11 protein-coding genes and 1 pseudogene are annotated in these 18,940 nt (G+C 59.3%); 8 read left to right on the top strand and 4 right to left on the bottom strand.

What is annotated here, in order from left to right:
* Positions 1 to 4: 4 nt before the first annotated feature.
* Together DK871_RS06175 and DK871_RS06180 are read right to left on the bottom strand one after the other, a co-directional pair.
* Positions 5 to 418: a hypothetical protein gene (locus DK871_RS06175; RefSeq protein WP_161904366.1), complete on the bottom strand. Its 414-nt coding sequence runs from the start codon at positions 416 to 418 to the stop codon at positions 5 to 7.
* 58 nt (positions 419 to 476) lie between these two features.
* Positions 477 to 1,934 (bottom strand): annotated as a pseudogene (locus DK871_RS06180) (catalase); the annotation flags it as partial.
* Positions 1,935 to 2,235: 301 nt separating this feature from the next.
* Here DK871_RS06180 and DK871_RS06185 point away from each other — a divergent pair.
* Positions 2,236 to 2,889, top strand: coding sequence for a response regulator transcription factor (locus DK871_RS06185; RefSeq protein WP_161904368.1), 654 nt, complete (start codon positions 2,236 to 2,238; stop codon positions 2,887 to 2,889).
* 13 nt (positions 2,890 to 2,902) lie between these two features.
* On the opposite strand, the gene DK871_RS06190 is transcribed toward DK871_RS06185, so the two are convergent.
* Positions 2,903 to 3,277: a cell wall hydrolase gene (locus DK871_RS06190; protein ID WP_161904369.1), complete on the bottom strand. Its 375-nt coding sequence runs from the start codon at positions 3,275 to 3,277 to the stop codon at positions 2,903 to 2,905.
* 507 nt (positions 3,278 to 3,784) lie between these two features.
* Here DK871_RS06190 and DK871_RS06195 point away from each other — a divergent pair.
* From DK871_RS06195 to aqpZ, 7 genes are all read left to right on the top strand, one after another.
* Positions 3,785 to 9,058 carry an Ig-like domain-containing protein gene (locus DK871_RS06195; RefSeq protein WP_161904370.1) on the top strand — a complete coding sequence of 1,758 codons (5,274 nt, stop codon included), beginning with the start codon at positions 3,785 to 3,787 and terminating at the stop codon, positions 9,056 to 9,058.
* A gap of 126 nt (positions 9,059 to 9,184) precedes the next feature.
* Positions 9,185 to 10,117, top strand: coding sequence for an OmpA family protein (locus tag DK871_RS06200; RefSeq protein ID WP_161904371.1), 933 nt, complete (start codon positions 9,185 to 9,187; stop codon positions 10,115 to 10,117).
* A gap of 261 nt (positions 10,118 to 10,378) precedes the next feature.
* Positions 10,379 to 11,308 (top strand): OmpA family protein, encoded by a 930-nt coding sequence (locus tag DK871_RS06205; RefSeq protein WP_161904372.1) that lies wholly within the window; start codon positions 10,379 to 10,381, stop codon positions 11,306 to 11,308.
* A 208-nt stretch (positions 11,309 to 11,516) separates the two neighbouring features.
* Positions 11,517 to 13,880, top strand: a complete 2,364-nt coding sequence (locus DK871_RS06210; RefSeq protein WP_161904373.1) for a type I secretion system permease/ATPase — start codon at positions 11,517 to 11,519, stop codon at positions 13,878 to 13,880.
* Entirely contained in the window at positions 13,877 to 15,118 is a 1,242-nt protein-coding gene (locus tag DK871_RS06215) for an HlyD family type I secretion periplasmic adaptor subunit (protein ID WP_161904374.1), read from the top strand. The genes DK871_RS06210 and DK871_RS06215 overlap by 4 nt, the downstream gene beginning before the upstream one ends.
* A gap of 431 nt (positions 15,119 to 15,549) precedes the next feature.
* The gene (locus tag DK871_RS06220; RefSeq protein ID WP_309137742.1) at positions 15,550 to 16,848 is read left to right on the top strand and encodes a TolC family protein; all 1,299 of its coding nucleotides are present in this window, start codon (positions 15,550 to 15,552) and stop codon (positions 16,846 to 16,848) included.
* A 145-nt stretch (positions 16,849 to 16,993) separates the two neighbouring features.
* On the top strand, positions 16,994 to 17,692 hold the full coding sequence (aqpZ, locus tag DK871_RS06225) for an aquaporin Z (RefSeq protein ID WP_161904375.1): 699 nt from the start codon (positions 16,994 to 16,996) through the stop codon (positions 17,690 to 17,692).
* Positions 17,693 to 17,939: 247 nt separating this feature from the next.
* Here the strand turns inward: aqpZ and DK871_RS06230 are convergent, their stop codons facing one another.
* A complete protein-coding gene (locus tag DK871_RS06230; protein ID WP_161904376.1) occupies positions 17,940 to 18,893 on the bottom strand; it encodes an AraC family transcriptional regulator in 954 nt (317 codons plus the stop codon).
* Between the last annotated feature and the right edge of the window lie 47 nt (positions 18,894 to 18,940).

Consider the following 18,940-nt stretch of genomic DNA (forward strand, 5'->3'; position numbering starts at 1 on the left):
AGGCTCAGGCGCAAAAAATCTTGGAGTTGCAACGATTCCTGGATTCATCCTTGAACTTTATCCACGTCACGTCTTTCAAGCATTCCCATGGCGAAGCGGGGTCAACCCTGGTCATCAGCCTGCGGATGCTGTCCTCACCGAGCGTGGTTTTCTGCTCGTCATATAGCATTACGTAATCAATTTTTCGGCTGGTTTGCCTGAATAAGCTCAGGTTGGTTTCAGTCCTGCACACTAATTCTTCGTTGGCGATCATGACGTCGAACGGTTCGATCAGGTCGTGGTCCAGTGCCCGCAAATCATCGAAGTGCTGGATGGGCAGTATCCTGAAGTAGCCGAGGCTGTTAAGCGACTTTTCGGTCTGGATCAGGCTGGGTAGGCGGCTGTCGACGATCACGATTCTGAGTTTTTTATTGGGCATGGTGCTTGCTCTGGCGATGGGATGAGGCGCTGGTCAGCCAGCGCAACGAGTGGCCGGTTCAGTCAGTCAAAAGCGCAGCCAGTGACTGAACACGCAGCAAATCGCCTTTAGCGGCTTTGGTGACGCCGGCTCCGTATTCAGGGTCTGCCTTGTAAAGAAAAGACAGCACGTGGTGCTTGCTCACGTCATCGGCGCCCATCAGCGAACGGCCGAAGCTTTCGATCAGGTCTTGTCGCTCTTTCCGGCTGAACGAGCGATACAGGTCGCCCGCTTGTTTGAAGTTTTGCTCCCGCTGGACCTGCGCCTGCCGGGTACTGCCCGACAAAACCTGTGGGCTATAGCGAGCGCTGGGTGATTCGTGCTGCATAAACAACCGGCTCGGCTGGTAATTGATACCCGCTGATGTAGTGGCCGAGTTCATCGCGCCATCCTGGTTGCCATTGTTGACCGCCGTTTTGGGCGCGTTGATCGGCAGTTGCATGGCATTGGCGCCCAGGCGATACATCTGGGTGTCGGCGTATGCAAACAGGCGCCCCTGCAATAGCCGGTCTTCCGAAGGCTCGATACCCGCAATCAGGTTGGACGGCGCCATGGCGACCTGCTCGGTTTCCTGGAAGACGTTTGCCGGGTTGCGGTTCAGCACCAGTTGCCCCGCTTTGCGAAACGGTACGTCAGGCCAGACTTTGGTGGCGTCCAGCGGGTCGAAGTCGTAGTGCTTGAAGGCCTGGGGCGGCAGCACCTGCACATACAAATCCCACTTCGGAAACTGACCCTTGTCGATATGCGTCACCAGGTCCTGGGTCATATGGCTGTAATCGGCGCCTTGTTGCTTGGCGGCCTCGCTCGGCGACAGGTTTCGAACACCCTGCAGGCTTTTCCAGTGAAACTTCACGTAGTGAATCTGGTTTTGGGCATTCACGAGTTTGTAGGCATGCACGCTATTGCCATTCATCTCCCGATAGCTGGCCGGAATGCCCGCGTTCGAGTACAGCTCGGTCAGGGTGCGCGTGGCTTCGGGCACATGGGAAAAGAAGTCGAACCTCCGCGCATCGTTGGCCAGGTTGGTTCGTGGGTCGGGTTTGAATGCATGGACCATGTCCGCGAACTTGATGGCATCGCGGATGAAAAACGTCGGGAAGTTATTGCCCACCAGGTCCCAATTGCCCTCAGCGGTATAGAACTTGGTCGCAAAACCACGCGGGTCCCGTAGGGTTTCTGGCGAGTGGCTGCCATGGATCACCGAAGAGAAGCGCACGAATACCGGGGTCACGGTGCCCAATTTGAAGACGCTGGCCTTGGTCAGGTCTTCGAGACTGTGGCTGGCGGTAAACACCCCGTGGGCGCCAGTGCCGCGGGCATGCACCACGCGTTCGGGGATGCGTTCACGGTCAAAACGCTGCAGCTTCTGGAGCAACTGCACGTCTTGAAGCAATACCGGCCCGTCAGTACCGGCGGTCTGAGAATGCTGGTTGTCGCCGACCGCCGCGCCATTGTCACGGGTCAGGCTGATTGCCTGAGCGCAAAAGGTGGGGGCGCTGATACCGATCAGCCACACAAGCCTGAAAGGCATAGATAAACCAGGGCGGGAAAGAGCTGGCATTGAGAGTTCCGCAATAATTAAGAAGACTGTTTTATAAGGTTCTCCCGAAGCGCTAACGGATAAATGTAAGACTTGTCTCATAAACTAACCGGGTAAATTAATTTGCCGAAATTGGGACAATTCTCAAAGCCGGTTGCAGGTGTGCTGCTTACACTCTGGCGAGCTAATGTGCTTGGAAAAAACAGGCGATTATTTCTATGGAGTGGAGAGACACTTAATGTCCAGCCTGATCAGAGTTGGCGTACTCGATGAGCAAGAAGTTGTTCATTTTGGGTTGCGTGCCTGCTTTTCCGAGTTGCCCGATATAGTCGCCACTGGGGTGTACTTTCGGCCCGACAGTGCGTTGCAGGCCATCGAGCGGGGCGGTATTGACCTTTTACTGATGGACCCGCTGATCAACTACCCAGGCAGCCTTGATTTTATTCGCAACATGCATTGCCACTATCCCCAGCTTCGAATCCTGGTGTTCCTGGCCGATCCCTGTGCGATGGCTGTGAGTCAAATGCTGGGCGCCGGGGTACATGGCGTGATCGATAAGCGCCAGCGTTTGGATGACTGTGTACAGGCCATTCGGTTATTGGCTCAGGGGCAGCAGTATTTCGGCCCGGATATGAGCCGCGTTGAATCGCCGTCGCCCGTTACAACGGCTGATCACGATGCCGAAGCCATGCTCCTTTCCCTGCCCACGCTGACCCTGCGAGAGCGGGAAGTGCTACGGCTATGCATTGGCGGGCTGACTGTCACCTGTATTGCCGAGCGTTTCGGGCGCAGCTCGAAGACGGTGAGCACCCAGAAGCAAGCGGCGTACCGCAAGCTGGGATTGAAAAGTGACATGGAGCTGTTTCGAAGGCTGGCGCGCTATGAGGTTTGAGTGACGCGGGGCGTTACCGTTGCACATAAAACACATGGGCGCCAATGGTCTTGACCTTCTTCAGTGAGTGGCGCCAAACGGGCCGTACCGAGCGGGTATGAAAATGCGTGGCGCCATCGGTAATGTCATCGTGATGCCCTTCGATGACTCGCTGTGCCACCCGCCTGGCCACTGCCCAGGCTGCCGGCTCCTGCGGGGTGAAGTCATCGAGGCGATGGGTCCAGGAAAACTGTTTTGCCTCGTAGACCACCTCGCACACGCTGGCTGTGTCCCAACTGGCGCGGTTCATCGTCACCATCGCTATGGCGATCTGGCCCTCAAGGGGCTCGCCGCGTCCTTCGTGATAAATATTCAGTGCCAGGCACATTAACGCATTCTGAATCATCATTCGGTAAGTGCTCGAGTAAACGGGCTGGTGTGAGAGCGGATAGCAGGCATCGTTGTGTAGATGCCTGTGCCCACGCAGGCCAGTTTGTTCACCACACACGCGCGCGAATATGGGATCTGTCTCAAAAGCCGGGTAATTAGTTTTGAGACAAATCCCAAAGACCAGAGGCGGCTAACAGTAGAGAGTGATGTCACCCCACGGATGGGGTACCTACTGAGTTATTGCTACTTACTTGAGCGGGAATGTTGCTGATTTAAAGCAGCATTCCCTTTTTTTATTAATGTGTGTTTTGTCTGCCCGCCTTGTGCGGGTTTTTTTATATCCAATGAAACGGAACCTTCAAACAATAAAAAGTGCTTTGAGACAGTTCTTATATTTCCGCCCATCCGATCCTCCCAGAATGACTCCATCCCAAGGCCTCCTCAACGATGAGCAGCCGGGTTGATTGACCTGCATGCCGGCCTGGCCGGTACGAAGACCACCCTGACTAATTAAAGGCAGAAGAACTTGAACGCTAACGTAGTCAACGTTGCCGTCGTAGACGGCAAGACCATTACCCAGACGGTGGAACTCTCCTCCGTTAAAAACGGCCAGCCTGTACGCATCAAAGCGGTACAGGGCGGCAAGTACATTCTGGCCGAAGGCGCCAACGGCGTTGCCCCGGAAAACATCACCATCAAGCGCGTTGGCAAAGACTTGCACATCGCCCTGGAAGGCAGCGATCCAGACCAGCCGCAACTGATCATCGAAGACTTCGAAGGCAGCGGTGGCCAACTGGTCGGTGTGGCCGAAGACGGCTCGTACCACGAATACATTTCTTCCGATGCCGAACAGGACCGCTCCGCTGCGTTCCTGATCGAAGGCGTTGAAGCTCCGCAGGTGTTGGGCGCGCAACCGCTGCCCGGTTTTGGCGATGGTTTGGCGGCGGCTGCCGGTATTGGTTGGTTCTGGCCTGCTTTGCTGGGCTTGGCGGCCTTGGGTGTGCTGGGTGGCGTGTATGCCGCCAATCGTGATGATGGCGGCAACGACGATGTACCGGGCAGTGGCAATACCGACAAGGGTTCCATCGGCGGCGTTGACGACAACGTGGGCGACAAGCAAGGCCTGATCGAAAACGGCGGCTCCACCGACGACCGTACCCCAACGTTCACTGGCGAAGGTAAGCCAGGCACCAGCGTTGAAATCATCGACAACGGCAAAACCATTGGCACCGCTATCGTCGGCGAAGACGGCAAGTGGGAATACACCCCGCCAGTGCCGGGCCTGGACGATGGCAAGCATGAAATCATCATCGTGCCGGTCGACAAGGACGGCAACAAAGGCGAGCCTTCTCCTGGTTACGAAATCATCGTAGACACCGTGGCGCCTTCTCAGCCACTGATCGACGGCCTCTTTGATGACGTGGCGCCGCAGGAAGGCCAGATTGGCATCGGTGGCCACACCAACGACACAACACCGACTCTGAGCGGTACCGGTGAAGCCGGTTCGACTATTCATATCTACGACAATGGCGTGGAAATCGGCACCGCGTTGGCGGACGCTGACGGTAAGTGGAGCTTCACCCCGGACCCAGCCCTGACGGAAGGCCCGCACGAATTCACCGTTACCGCTGAAGACGCGGCGGGCAACATCAGCACGCCTTCGTTGCCGTTCCCCATCATTGTTGACATCACGGGCCCTGGTAAACCGGGTACGGGTACTGGCGGTATTGATGACATTCTGGACAACGTTGGCACGGACCAAGGCAGCATCGGTGATGGCGACTCTACCGACGACACCACCCCAACCCTGATCGGCAGCGGCGGTGAGCCGGGCGATATCGTGACCATCATCGACAACGGTACCGCAATCGGTACTGCCGTAGTTGGCGAAGACGGCAAGTGGGAGTTCACTCCGGACCCAGAATTGACCGAAGGCTCCCACGAACTCGTGGTGGTGATCACCGACCCGGCCGGTAACGAAAGCGAACCCTCAGACCCACAGACCATCATCGTGGACATCACCCCTCCGGGCAAACCGGGCGTAGGCACCGGTGGTATCGAAGATGTGTTGGACAACGTGGGCACGGAGCAGGGCAGTATCGACGATGGCGAAACCACCGACGACACCACCCCAACCCTGATTGGCAGCGGCGGTGAGCCGGGCGATATCGTCACTATCATCGACAACGGCACCGAAATCGGCACCGCCGTAGTCGGCGAAGACGGCAAGTGGGAATTCACCCCGGACCCCGAATTGAGTGAAGGCTCCCACGAACTCGTGGTGGTGATCACCGACCCGGCCGGCAACGAAAGCGAGCCATCGGACCCGCACACCATCATCGTGGACATCACCCCACCGGGTAAGCCGGGCGTGGGTACCGGTGGCATTGAAGACATTCTCGACGATGTGGGCCCGATCCAGGGCAGCATTGATGACGGCGACTCCACCGACGACACCACCCCGACCTTGGTCGGCAGCGGAGCTGAACCGGGCGACACCGTGACCATCATCGACAACGGCACCGAAATCGGCACCGCAATCGTCGGCTCGGACGGCAAGTGGGAGTTCACCCCGAACCCTGCGCTGACCGAAGGCCCCCATGAGTTCGTGGTGGTGATCTCCGATCCGGCCGGCAACCAAAGCGAGCCATCGGATCCGCATACCATCATCGTTGATATCACCGCCCCGGGTGTACCTACCCTGGACCGGGTTGTCGATGACCAAGGCGCCTGGACCGGCGATCTTGCGTCTACTGACACCACCGATGACGCAAGTCCGGATCTTTCCGGTACGGCAGTGGCCGGTAGCCTGGTCACCATCTATGACAACGGTGTGCCGATTGGCAGCGTGATTGCCACCAATGGCACCTGGACGTTCACACCGACCGTGCCATTGACCAACGGCCCGCACACCTTGACCGTCACCGCGAGCGACGCGGCGGGCAACGAGAGTGCGCCGACACAAGACTTCATTCTTGACATTATGGCCGGTGGCGTGCCGCCTGCACCTGCCATCATCTCTGTCATGGACGATCAGGGTTCATACCAAGGCCCGCTTTCGCAAAACGATTTTACCGATGATGCCCAGCCAACGATCAACGGCACCGGCGCCAATGGCACCGTCGTTACGCTGTTCGCCAACGGCCTTCCAGTCGGTTCGGCCACTGTCGTGAACGGCCAATGGAGCATCACGCCAACCACAGCGCTGGCCCAGGGCCTGAACAACCTGTCGGCTGTGGCCACCGATGCGGCGGGCAACCCGAGCCCATCTACCGGCGACTACCCGATCAACGTTGATACCCTGGCGCCGGGAACCCCCACAGGCCAAACTCTGTATGACGACGTGGGCGTACCGGGCTTCATCCTCAGCGGCGACAGCACCGATGATGCCAACCCGACCTTTTCCGGCATGGCTGAAGCCGGTTCGGTAGTGGTGATCTACGACAACGGCAACCCGATCGGCAGCACCACGGCCGACCCAACCACCGGTGCCTGGAGCTACACCCCTGCCACCGCGCTGGTAGACGGTGCGCATTCGTTCGCTGCCCAGGCAGTGGACAGCGCCGGCAACGCCAGCCCGATGGGCCCGTCGATTCCGTTTACCGTCGATACTTCCGCTGTGGTTATTTCCATCACATCGGTGATGGACGACGTAGGCACTTTCACCGGTGCTCTGAACAGTGGCCAGGCCACCGACGACACCACCCCAACCCTGAACGGCCAAGCGACACCGGGCGGCATCGTCACCATTTATGATGGCATCAACCCGATCGGCACCGCGATAGCCGACGCAATCACGGGGCAGTGGAGTTTCACCACGCCGGTATTGAGCCAAGGCCCGCACAACCTGACGGCCACGGTCACCACCCAGGCCGCCGGCGAAAGTGCACCGACCTCGATATTTGTCGCCAACATCGACACCACCGCTCCGTTGGTTCCAACGATTGACGACGTAACTGACGATGTGGGGGCCATCCAAGGCCCGGTGGATGATGGTGACCCTACTGACGACAGCACGCCGACTCTTAGCGGCAGTGGCCTGCAGGCTGGCGACGTGGTCATGGTGTATGACAACGGTCAGTTGATCGGCAGTGCGCCGGTGGACGCCAACGGTGACTGGAGCTACACACCGACTACGCCGCTGAATGATGGCTCGCATGCGTTCACGGTTGTAGCGGTTGATCCGGCGGGTAACGCCAGTGCTCCATCCGCGCCGTGGACTGTTGAGATTGATACCGCTGTGCCGTTGGCTTCTGCGGTCGTTGATAGCATGGGCAAGGACAGTGGCGCTGACAGCGGGGACTTTGTAACTAATGATGGTAGTGCTGGGCGTTTGATTCAGGGTTCGCTGACTGCGACTTTGGGCGCCGGTGAAAAAGTGCAGATTTCCAACGATGGTGGGTCGACCTGGGTCGATGTCATCGTGAATGGCCGCAACTGGACTTTTATTGATCAGGATAGTCATTCCAGTGATTGGACTATCCAGACCCGTGTAGTTGATGCGGCGGGCAACGCGAACTTGGCAAGTCAATCGATCAGCCTAGACGACTCGGCGCCAGATGCTCCAGACAGTTTTGCGATTAACGGAACTACGGTTACCGTGGCATTTGACGGTAGCAGTCTGGTCGCGGGAGACACCATTCTGCTGGTGGTAGGCAGCGAGCGCTTTGAGCAAACGTTGACCCAGGCGCAGATCGATGCCGGTTCGGTTGATGTAGTGACCACTGCTGGCGTGTCGATGGCAAATACATCTGCCACATTCATTGATCAGTCGGGTAATAGTTCTCAGGTTCTGACATTCCATATTACCTCGGTTGATTTTGAAAACTCCACGCCGGTCGTGGTCGGCAGTTTGGGTTCCATAGATTTTGGTGTATTCACATTCAGATGGAATGATAGCAATGGACACACATCAGTCTTTCCCCAGGGCATTGTTGCCGCCGGGTTCGCTTTAGGGGAGGGATTAGTAACTCCGTCCATAGGTCTGGGAGCGTGGGGGGGGGTGTCAGGGCAGAATGCCCGTCTCACTTTGAACGGTGGAGAAACAGCCACCGAAGTTACATTCCGGATCGGTGATTTGACTAGCGTTATGACGTTGCGGTTCTTCAACGCTCAGGGGGGCGAGATCCATACTGTTAGCGTGCCCAGTGCCCCTGGCAATACTATCCAAGACATCAGCGCAACGTTGCCTGCAGGATTAGAATTCAGTTATATGGAATTTGATACCTCTTGGGGGCAACACTTCTGGTTGGATGACTTTGTACTGCAGGGCTCGTCTCGGGACGGTTTCGAAAAAAACGATCCTACTGCTGCCCAAACGATTGACGGAGCTGGCGCATACTATGGAGGGGATGCCGAGAACGTATTCTCCCTGAGCGACGTCGCGAACTTGGATAATGTCAACACTGTCGTCAATGGCGGTGCAGGTACCGATACCTTGAGCTTGACAGGCACTAATCAGGTCCTCGACTTGGTTGCTATCACCGGAAAGCTTGAGTCGATCGAAATCATCGACATCACCGGCACCGGCAACAACACCCTGAACCTATCCCTGGGCGACGTACTGGAACAAGGCGAAACCTCGCTCTTCACCGCCGACGAAACCACCCAGATGATGGTCAAGGGCAACGCCGGCGACGTCGTCAACCTCGACGACCTGCTCCCCGACGGCACCGACCCGGGCGACTGGGCCGCTTCGGGCACTGCCACCGTAGCCGGCGTGACCTACAACGTGTTCCAACACTCAACCCTCGACGCACAGTTGCTGGTTCAGGACGGAGTCACCACCAACCTGGTGTAAACGCGCGCACCGTGCGCAGGCCTAGGCCTGTGCACGGCCCGCAGCGCCAACAGGTTGGTTCGCTCCGGCCTTAATCTCATTTAATAGCTGCGTGCACCTCGAGGTGTGCGCAGTGGAGTCATCATCATGTTCAAACACCTTACGGTCTTTAACGTCGCCGTCCTGAGTGTGGCCCTGTATGCCGCTCAGTTCGCCACCGCCGAAGAAATGCAACCTGGCACGGTCGCCAACCAAGTCTTCGGGACTACTTACAGCCCTGTAGCTCCGGTCTCCGATGGCCAGGCGCAGGTGGTCTACTACCGCACCAGCGGCATGGGCCAGCAGAAAGGCGCCGCTCACGTTTATGTGGACAGCGAGTTCCACACCGGCCTGTTGCCGGGTGGCTTCAGTACGTTCTGCGTGGTACCGGGTAGTCGCACCCTGGGGGCTTACCTCAATGATGCGCCGGGCTACAAAGGCAAAACCACAGACCTGTACTCGGCCAACCTGGAAGGCGGCAAAACCTACTTCCTGCGCGTTCAGGAAAACGGCAACGGCGCACCACAAGCCGTGACCCGTGAAGTAGCCGAGCGCGAACTGGTCGGCAGCCGCTCCCAGGTGCAGGCACTGTCCCGTGCCTCCAAAGTGCAGGCGTGCAACAACCTGCCACAACCTGCGGCGCAAGCGGTGCAGTTCAAGGACTACGCCTTGTCCGGCGACGTGTTGTTCGCGTTCGGCAAGTCCGGTCAGCAGGACATCAGCCACAAGGGCCGCACCGCGATCCGTGAGTTGATCACCCAGTTGCACCGCGAGCACGCCAAGCTTGACCGTATCGAAGTGGTTGGCCACACCGACCCGATTGGTTCTTACGCGGCCAATGAAGCGTTGGGCCTCAAGCGTGCGCAAACCGTGCGTCGTTTGCTGATCGATGGTGGCCTGTCGGCTTCCGCGATCAGCGCCAGCAGCGCTGGCAGCAGTGAGCCGGTGACCGACGAATGCTACGGCAGCAAGGCTGAGCAAGTGGCGTGCAATGCGCCGAATCGTCGCGTTGTGGTGCGTGTGGATGTCAGCGGCCAGTAAGGCTTCTGTTCAACATTCGCTGAGGGCCTGATACCGGCCACTGTAGGAGCGAGCTTGCTCGCGAAAAACGTCAGCCTGATGCGTACGTTCAGGTGAGACGTGGCGGGCTCAGGTTCTTCGCGAGCAAGCTCGCTCCTACAGACAGGCGGTTTCTTGGGTCTTCGGGGTTGTTTTTTAGCCGCAGTCGTCAAAGCGCTGCGGTTTCTTTCTGAATGAATTTATCGGCATTGCGGTTGTGATGCCCACGGCGGAGTCACGCCCATGTTTTTGCAATGCAGGAAAAAAGCCGCCGTGCTGTTGAGCGCGACCGTATTCGCCAGCCCCGTGGTAGCCGACTCGGTCCCCAGCGTGGCGGGCAAAGTTTTTGATCACACTTATGTCAGCGTCCCGCCGATCGGCGAAGACCAGACGCAAGTGGTGTATTACCGCATGGAAGAGGGCGTGCAGCGCAAAGGCGCCGCCCATGTTTACGTCGACCGTGAGTTTCATACCGGCCTGTTGCCGGGGGGCTATTCGGTGTTCTGCCTGGCACCCGGTGCCCATACCTTGGGTGCCTACCTGGACGACACGCCCGAGTACAAAGGCAAACGCAGCGACTTGTACCAAGCCACCTTGCAGGGCGGCAAAACCTATTACCTGCGTGTGCGCGAGGATGGCAACACCTTCCCGCAACCGGTCGCCCGTGAGGAGGCTGAACGTGAACTGGTGACTTCGCGCAACCAGGTGCATGCGATATCGCGGGCATCCGGCGTGGAGGCCTGTCGGCATTACGAGTACCTGGTGGATGAGTCGCGCTTCAAGCGTTACGAGCTGTCCAGCGATGTGCTGTTTGCCTCGGGCGCATCCGCTCGCCAGGACATTCCCGAAGCAGGGCTCAAGGCCGTGCGCAGTCTGATCGACGAGCTGCGTGAAGATCACGCACAGGTGCGCCATGTCCAGGTGGTGGGGCATACCGACCCGATGGGCGATGAGGGCAAAAACCAACTGCTTGGGCAGGCTCGGGCTGACACGCTAAGGGACTTGCTGATTGCAGGTGGGATTCCCGATTCGCTCATCACCGCGGTCAGCGCCGGCAATCGTGAACCGGTGGTGTTCACCTGTTATGGCAACCGCGCACAGCAAACGGCCTGTTACGCACCCAACCGGCGCGTGGTGATCAAGGTGGAGCTGGGTAAACCGGTGGAACTGTAAGCCGAGCAAGCCAGGCGCTCACCGCCGCGCTTTCGTGCCGGGCCGCCGCGTGCGCGCTTTTTGGGACAGGTCTCATTCAGTCGAGTGCCGCCTCTAGTCAGAATTGTCCTACTGGTTTCCAAGGCCCACTCCGCACTTATCGGGCGGCCTATGAAGCCCCCATTCCATCGTGATCGCCCCTTGGCGTTCCGACTTCAGGATACTTGTGATGACGACTGACGCGCCTGTTGGCTCAAGCGTGGAGGCTGCCGTTTTGCCTGCACCCCAGACGACCATCCAGGACACGCTGCTGCAAAGCGTGTCCTGGATCTGCGATCACTACGCGGTGGGCAAATCCGCCGAAGCGTTGACGGCCGGCTTGCCCAAGGGCGGTTTGCTCGCACCTTCACTGGCTCTCAAGGCACTGGCGGCCGCCAACCTGTCGGCTGGCCTGGTCAAGCGCAGCGCACAGGCCTTGCCCAAGCAACTGGTGCCAATGGTGCTGCTGCGCAAGGAGCAGGGCGGTTGCATCTTGCTCGGGCGGGCGGTGGTCAAGGATGACGAGGGCAAGAAGGCCTTTCGTTATCAGGTGATTCTGCCGGAAATCGGCGATGAGCCGGTAGAGCTGGACCAGGCCAGCATGGACGCGATGTACGCCGGCCACGCGATCCTGGTCAAGCCCCGCGCCAAAGTCGACCTGCGCGCCGCTGACGAATCCCCGCAGCCGGCTGGGCATTGGTTGCTCAGCACACTGTGGCGTTATCGCAGCTACTACCGCAGTGCGGCCATTGCAGCGGTGTTGATCAACGTGCTGGGGCTGGCGAGTATTTTCTTCACCATGAACGTGTATGACCGCGTGGTGCCGAACCAGGCGTTTGTCACCTTGTGGTCGCTGGGCATTGGCGTTGCGTTGGCCATGGTATTCGAAGCGGTGTCGCGCTATGTGCGCGCTCATCTGTTGGACATGGCCGGCAAGAAGGCTGACCTGGTCTTGGGCACGCTGCTGTTTCGCCAGGCGCTGTCGATCCAGATGGAGCACAAACCGGCTTCGTCCGGTTCGTTCGCCAACCAGTTACGCGAGTTCGAATCGGTGCGCGACTTTGCCACCTCGGCCACCCTGGCCACGCTGTCTGATCTGCCGTTCGTGTTGATGTTCGTCGGGGTGATCTTCGTGATCGGCGGCCCGCTGGGTTGGGTGCCGATGCTGTTGATCCCGCTGATTCTGATCATCAGCATCATCATCCAGTGGCCGCTGGCGCGCACCATGCAAGAAAACATGCGCGAAGCGTCGCTCAAGCAAGGTGTGCTGGTGGAATCGGTCGAGGGCCTGGAGACCTTGAAGGCGGTCGGTGGCGAATCCTATATGCAACGCCGTTGGGAAAACTTCAGTGCCTTGTCGGCGGCGACGTCGATGAAGTCGCGTTCACTGTCCAGCGTGGCCACGGGTGTGGTGGCGTTTCTCCAGCAGCTGCAAACCGTGGTGTTGATCATCATCGGCGTGTACTTGATTGATGCCGGTGACCTGACTATGGGCGCCCTGATTGCCACGGTGATGCTGGCCGGCCGCGCCACCGCGCCGCTGGGGCAAGTGATCGGGTTGGCCGTGCGCTTCCAGCAGGCCAAGGCCGCGCTGAATTCCTTGAATGGCTTGATGGCCATGCCAGTGGACCGCGACGCCACCCGCGAGTACCTGCCCAAGCCGTCATTGTCGGGGCAGATCACCGTCAAGAACGTGGGTTTTTCTTACCCCGCGCCGCCGATGCAACCTAACCCTGTGGTGCTGCAAGGCGTCAACCTGACGGTGGCAGCGGGGGAGCGCGTGGCAATCCTGGGCCGCATCGGCAGCGGCAAATCCACCTTGTTGCGCGTGATGGCGCGGCTGTATTCGCCTACCCAAGGGCAGATGTTTACCGATGGGCTGGATGTGAACCAGATCGACCCGGCCGATTGGCGCAAAGCGGTGGGTTATGTGGGCCAAGATGCTCGACTGTTCTACGGCTCGCTGCGTGAGAACGTGATGATCGGTCGCCCGGAGTCCACCGCTGATGAGTTTCTGCGCGTGCTGCGCCTGACCGGGCTGGACCAGGTGGCGGCCAAACATCCCAAGGGCATCAACCTGCCGATTGGTGAGTCTGGCGAAGGCTTGTCGGGTGGGCAGCGCCAGTTGGTGTCCCTGGCTCGCAGCTTGTTGGCGCGACCAAAACTCTTGCTGCTGGATGAACCGACCAGCGCCATGGATACGCAGACCGAAGCGCTGTTTCTGGAGCATCTCAAGCGCGCCACCGAAGGCCAGGCCCTGGTGGTGGTGACTCACCGCCCATCGCTGTTGGCCCTGGTGGACCGCATCGTGGTGGTGGACGACGGCAAGGTCGTGGCCGATGGCCCCAAGGCCGACATTCTCGCGAAGCTGTCCGGTGCAGCCGAAGCGCCCGCCGCCCAACCGGTTCGTCGCCGCGCAGCACCCGCTGCTTCCCAGGGCACGGTTGCACCATCCAAACCAGCGCCAACCTTCGCGGTGGGTAAAAGCCCCCAGGTTGGCGACAAGCCTTTAGCAACGCCTGCACCCGCAGCCGTGCAGGAGATAGCATCGTGATTGGTAAATTTTGGGGCACCCATGCCCAGGCGCGTCTGGAACCCGGCGACGCGGCGTTCATGAATGACGTGCAGGAATCGCTGCTGTCACAAACTACGCCAGGTTCCAAGCTGGTGATCTACCTGATCGCCGTGGTGCTGATCATTGGCGTGGCGTGGGCCAGTTTTGCGCGGGTCGAAGAGATTACCCTGGGCGAAGCCAAGATCATCTCATTGAGCCGCGAACAGGTGATTCAAAGCCTGGAAGGCGGGATTCTCTCCGAGATGAACGTGCGCGAAGGCGCGATTGTGGAGAAGGGCGAAGTGCTGCTGAAGATCGACGCCACTCGCGCTGAATCCAGCTACCGCGAGGCGCTGTCCAAGGTCATCGGCCTCAAAGCCGCCATTACCCGCTTGCGTTCCGAGGCCTACCAGCAACCGCTGGAGTTCGAGGAAATGGTCAAGCAGGACCCGGTGGTCATGGCCCAGGAAGTGCGCGCCTATGAATCACGCAAGCGTTCGCTCAATGACAGCGTCAGCGCGCTGGAACGCAGCTACGCATTGTCCTCGCGCGAGATCCGCCTGGCTGAGCCGTTGGCGGCAAAGGGGCTGATGTCGGAAGTCGAACTGCTGCGCATCAAGCGTTCGGCCAATGACATCAAGTCGCAGATTGTCGAGCGCATCAACAAATTCAAGGCAGATGCCAGCTCTGAACTGGCGAAGTTGGAGTTGGAGCTTTCTCAGGTCAGTGAAAACCTGGTGGGCCGTGCCGACATTCGTGACCGCACGACTATCACTGCCCCGGTGCGCGGCACGGTGAAAAACGTGCGGGTCAGCACCATCGGCGGGGTTATTCAACCGGGGGAGCACATCCTTGAGATCGTGCCTCTGGAGGAACAACTGTTGGTGGAGGGCAAGATTCGCCCCTCGGACGTTGCGTTCCTGCGGCCCGGCCTGCCGGCAACCGTGAAGATCACTGCCTATGACTACGCCATTTACGGTGGCCTCAAAGGCACGGTTGAACACATCAGCCCAGACACTCTGAAGGATGATCAGAAAGCCGCAGCAGGACGTCCCGATGACACCTATTACCGTGTACTGGTACTGACCGATAGCAGCGAGCTGACGGCCGGCGGGAAATCCCTGCCGATCATTCCGGGGATGGTTGCATCGGTTGAAATCCGTACCGGTGAAAAGACCATCCTGGATTACCTACTCAAGCCCGTGCTCAAGGCGCGCGAAGCGTTTCGGGAGCGCTGATCATGACGACCACAAATTACCTGCAGCGTGAGTTGCGGGCTCAGGAACTGTTTGCCCCGCGTAACCGCTTGCCGCTGTTGAGCGCGCTGTTTTTGTGCCTGTCGGTGTGTGCTTCGTCGAATGTGATGGCTGACGAATTAGCAGATTTCGTTGCGCTTTCAAAACCTCAGCCGCAGCAGCCAGTGCGAACTAGCGTGATCAGGCCGGTAGAAAGGCCCCAGCCTTCGGCGCCGGCCAAAACGCAGCCGCTCCCGGTGGTGACCTATGCCAGGGCGCCGAAGCCAGTTAACAACGCGCTGGAATTTACCAAAGTGGCTGAACCGGCCACCGTGAGTTTCGCGCCTGTACGTCCAAGGCCAGCAGCGGCAGTGGCTAGCCCTGTGCCGAGCAGCGCGGTGGTTGAGTCCAGGCCTGTCAAAGCGTCGGTTCCCGTGGCTCGTTCAACAGCGGTGCCTGGTGTCTCGGCGCTGGAATTCAATGGTCGACTGGCCAGCCGCCAAGTCACCGCTGCCGGCCCTTCGGAACGCGAACTCAAGGAGATATTCTACCGTGCCGTCCAGGCGGCAGCCGAGCGCAGCCCCAAGGTACAGCGTGCCCACGCGGAGTTGGCGGCTGCCGATGCTGATATCGACGAAGCCAAGGGCCAGCGCTACCCGCAGGTCGACCTGGGCACCACGGCCGGCTCGAAAAAATTCGGTTCTGGTTCGGAAAACAGCGAAGGCACCAGCGCTGGTATCAACCTCAACGTGGTCACACCCGTGTATGACTGGGGGCGTATCCGCAACACCATCGAGAGCCGCGGTCACCTCTCCAAGGCAGCGACGGCGGCCATCGATGCCGAGCTGGAAAACTCGGCCTTCGAAGTGACCAACACCCTGGTGGAGCTGGGCAAGCAACGCATCATTGTCGACATCAGCCAGCAGTACGTAGACCGCATGGACGAACTGGTGAAAATGCTCGCGGGGATCGTCGCGGTAGACAAAGGGCGTTCCAGTGAATTGACCCAGGCCAAGGCGCGCCTGCTGCAAGCTCAGGCCGCGCGCGATTCGGCGGGCACCCGTGCCAGGGACGCAGAAATCAACCTGCGCAAATTGGTGGGTGAGCGGCCCATCATGATCCCACGCACCAAGGAGTGGAACATCCGCCTGGCCAACCTCGACCATCTGTTATCGATGACCGAAGACCACCCGGTGATCAACCAGGCCAAGGCGCAGACCGAGTCTGCCGAATCCCAGGCCAAAGTGGTGCGCTCATCCTCGTTGCCGCAGTTGAATTGGGTGATCAGCAAGTCCACGGCCGAAGATTCGCTGGGGCGCGAACAGCCCTGGGAAACCCACTTGGCCGTGACCTGGGGCGCCTTCCGCGGGGGCTCTACACGGGCGTCGGAGCGCGCGGCGCTGCAGCGCGCCGAAGCAAGCCGACAGGAAGTGGAACAGCAACGCCTGGACCTGGAATACCGGATCCGCACCGCCAACCACGAAGCTAAAACCTTTCTGGAGCGCGCTGAGCTGTATCGCGACCTTACCGGGGAGTCCGACGGTATTCGCGTGGCGTTTTATGAGCAGTGGTACCACCTGGGCAAGCGCACGTTGCTCGATGTGCTGTCTGCCGAGAGTGACCACTACGGCAACCGGGTGAGTGAAATCACCAATCGCTTTGATGGTTACCAGGCGGTCTTGCGGCAGTACGCCGGGGCGGGGGCTTTGGCAGCGTGGTTGCGGGGAGCCTAAACGCGCGGTGTTAAAGGGTTGGATGTTGTCGCTGACATCCATCACCGATGTATCTGAGTGCGCTTCTCTGGACGGTAAGTGAACAGGCACACCACTTACATAAGTCTCAAAAAAACTGTGCCCACCTTCAAAGGGATACTTACTTATGTCGCTATTTAAACGATCAACGGCTGAACTGATAGGCACATTCTGGTTGGTGTTCGGTGGCTGCGGTAGCGCCGTGCTGGCGGCCTCCTTCCCGGCGTTGGGGATCGGCTTCCTGGGGGTTGCCCTGGCATTTGGCTTGACGGTGCTGACCATGGCTTTTGCCATTGGCCACCTTTCAGGCTGCCATCTCAACCCCGCGGTATCGGTCGGCCTTGTGGTGGGTGGACGATTCCCGGCCAGGGAGTTACCCGCCTACATCCTCGCTCAAGTGTTAGGAGGGGTGATTGCCGCAGCCCTGTTGTATTTCGTGGCCAGTGGCAAACCGGGTTTCGAATTGGCGAACGGCCTCGCAGCCAATGGGTACGGTGAACACTCACCAGGCGGCTACTCAATGGCCTCAGGGTTTGTCACTGAGTTGATGATGACCGCCATGTTCGTTCTGATCATTCTTGGCGCTACCGATAAGCGTGCCCCGGCCAACCTGGCGCCCATCGCCATTGGCCTGACACTGACCCTGATCCACCTGATCTCGATCCCCATCACCAACACCTCGGTCAACCCGGCTCGCAGCACCGGCCCGGCGCTGATCGTGGGCGGTTGGGCGGTTGAACAATTGTGGCTGTTCTGGCTGGCACCCTTGCTAGGGGCCGTGGTCGGTGGCGTAACCTACCGTTGGTTGGGGAAAGCGGATACGTGATGGGAGGGGGAAGTAGGGCGCGTTTCAGCCAGGGCCAGGTCAGCAGCACGGGCTTGTCACCCTGAAAAAACAAGTCCAGAATCTGGTCCGCTGAGGTGCAAAATTTTATTGAAACGCCACCATTTTCAAAGGGCTGGATGGCTGGTAAGTCTCTCGTTTCCCGCTCCAAGCATTTAAGAAAAAGCCACTCAATCGAGTGGTTTTTTTTGCCTGTGATTTACGGCATAGGCGCTTAGGCGTCTTTGGGCTACCTCACCTTGCGACTTAACCCCGGTGTCTTGCCCGTAATGCGTTTGAATGCGCGACTGAAAGCGGCCTGGGATGTATAGCCCAAGCGTTGTGCGACCTCTTCGATCGGCAGCCTTTCGAGGGTCAGCCACTGGCTTGCAAGCCGCATGCGCAGTTCGGTGACATAGCGCAGCGGCGTCATGCCAATCGTCACCTGGAAGCGATCCGCGAAGGCCGAGCGTGAGGTATTGCACTGCTCTGCCAACTGGGCAACGGTCCAGTCGCGGCCCGGGTGTTGATGGAGCGCTAGCAGTGCACCGGCCAAGCGGGGGTCGCGCAAGGCGGCGACCAGGCCAGAGGCATTCCCGCAGGCGCACTCCACCCAGCCGCGAACGATCATGGCGGCCACCACGTCGGCCAACCGTGCGAGGATACCGGCGAAGCCCACACGTGCGGCGCTGACCTCGCGCTCCATGGTGGTCAGGATAGGCACCAGTCCGGGGTAGCGCTGGCCGTCGGCATCAATCAACATCAGGCCCGGCATCAGTTTGCCAAGGCCATGGATGCTGCCCAGTTCAAACTCCATGCAACCACTGAACAAAAGAGTGCTCGGCGTTGGGCTGGCATCGGTTGCGGTGTGCACCGCGCTCACGGTGTCACCGAGGGGGACGCCGTCTAGGCGGTCGATGTCCTGAACGGGTACGTCCGCATGGGAATACAGTTGATGGGCCGCGCCATGGGATATGAACACGGCGTTGCCGGCAGACAGCGCGTAGGTGGTGCCGTCCTCCATTCGCAGGACCGCATTGCCGACAGCCATGAAGTGGAACCAGGCATGCCCAGGTTTTTCAGCGAAGCCCAAACCGAAACTCGGACTGGCTTGTATACGCCGGTATTCGACGCCACGCAGGCGCATGCCGCGCAACAGCTCGTTGATGAGATCCGAGGCAAGAGCAAACGGTTCTGCAGACATTGTTCAGGTGTTTTAGTCAAAAAGTAGAGGTTTTGGATCATAGATCA

The organism is Pseudomonas sp. L13 (assembly GCF_009935965.1).
In the GTDB taxonomy this organism is placed as follows: Bacteria; Pseudomonadota; Gammaproteobacteria; order Pseudomonadales; family Pseudomonadaceae; genus Aquipseudomonas; species Aquipseudomonas lactis.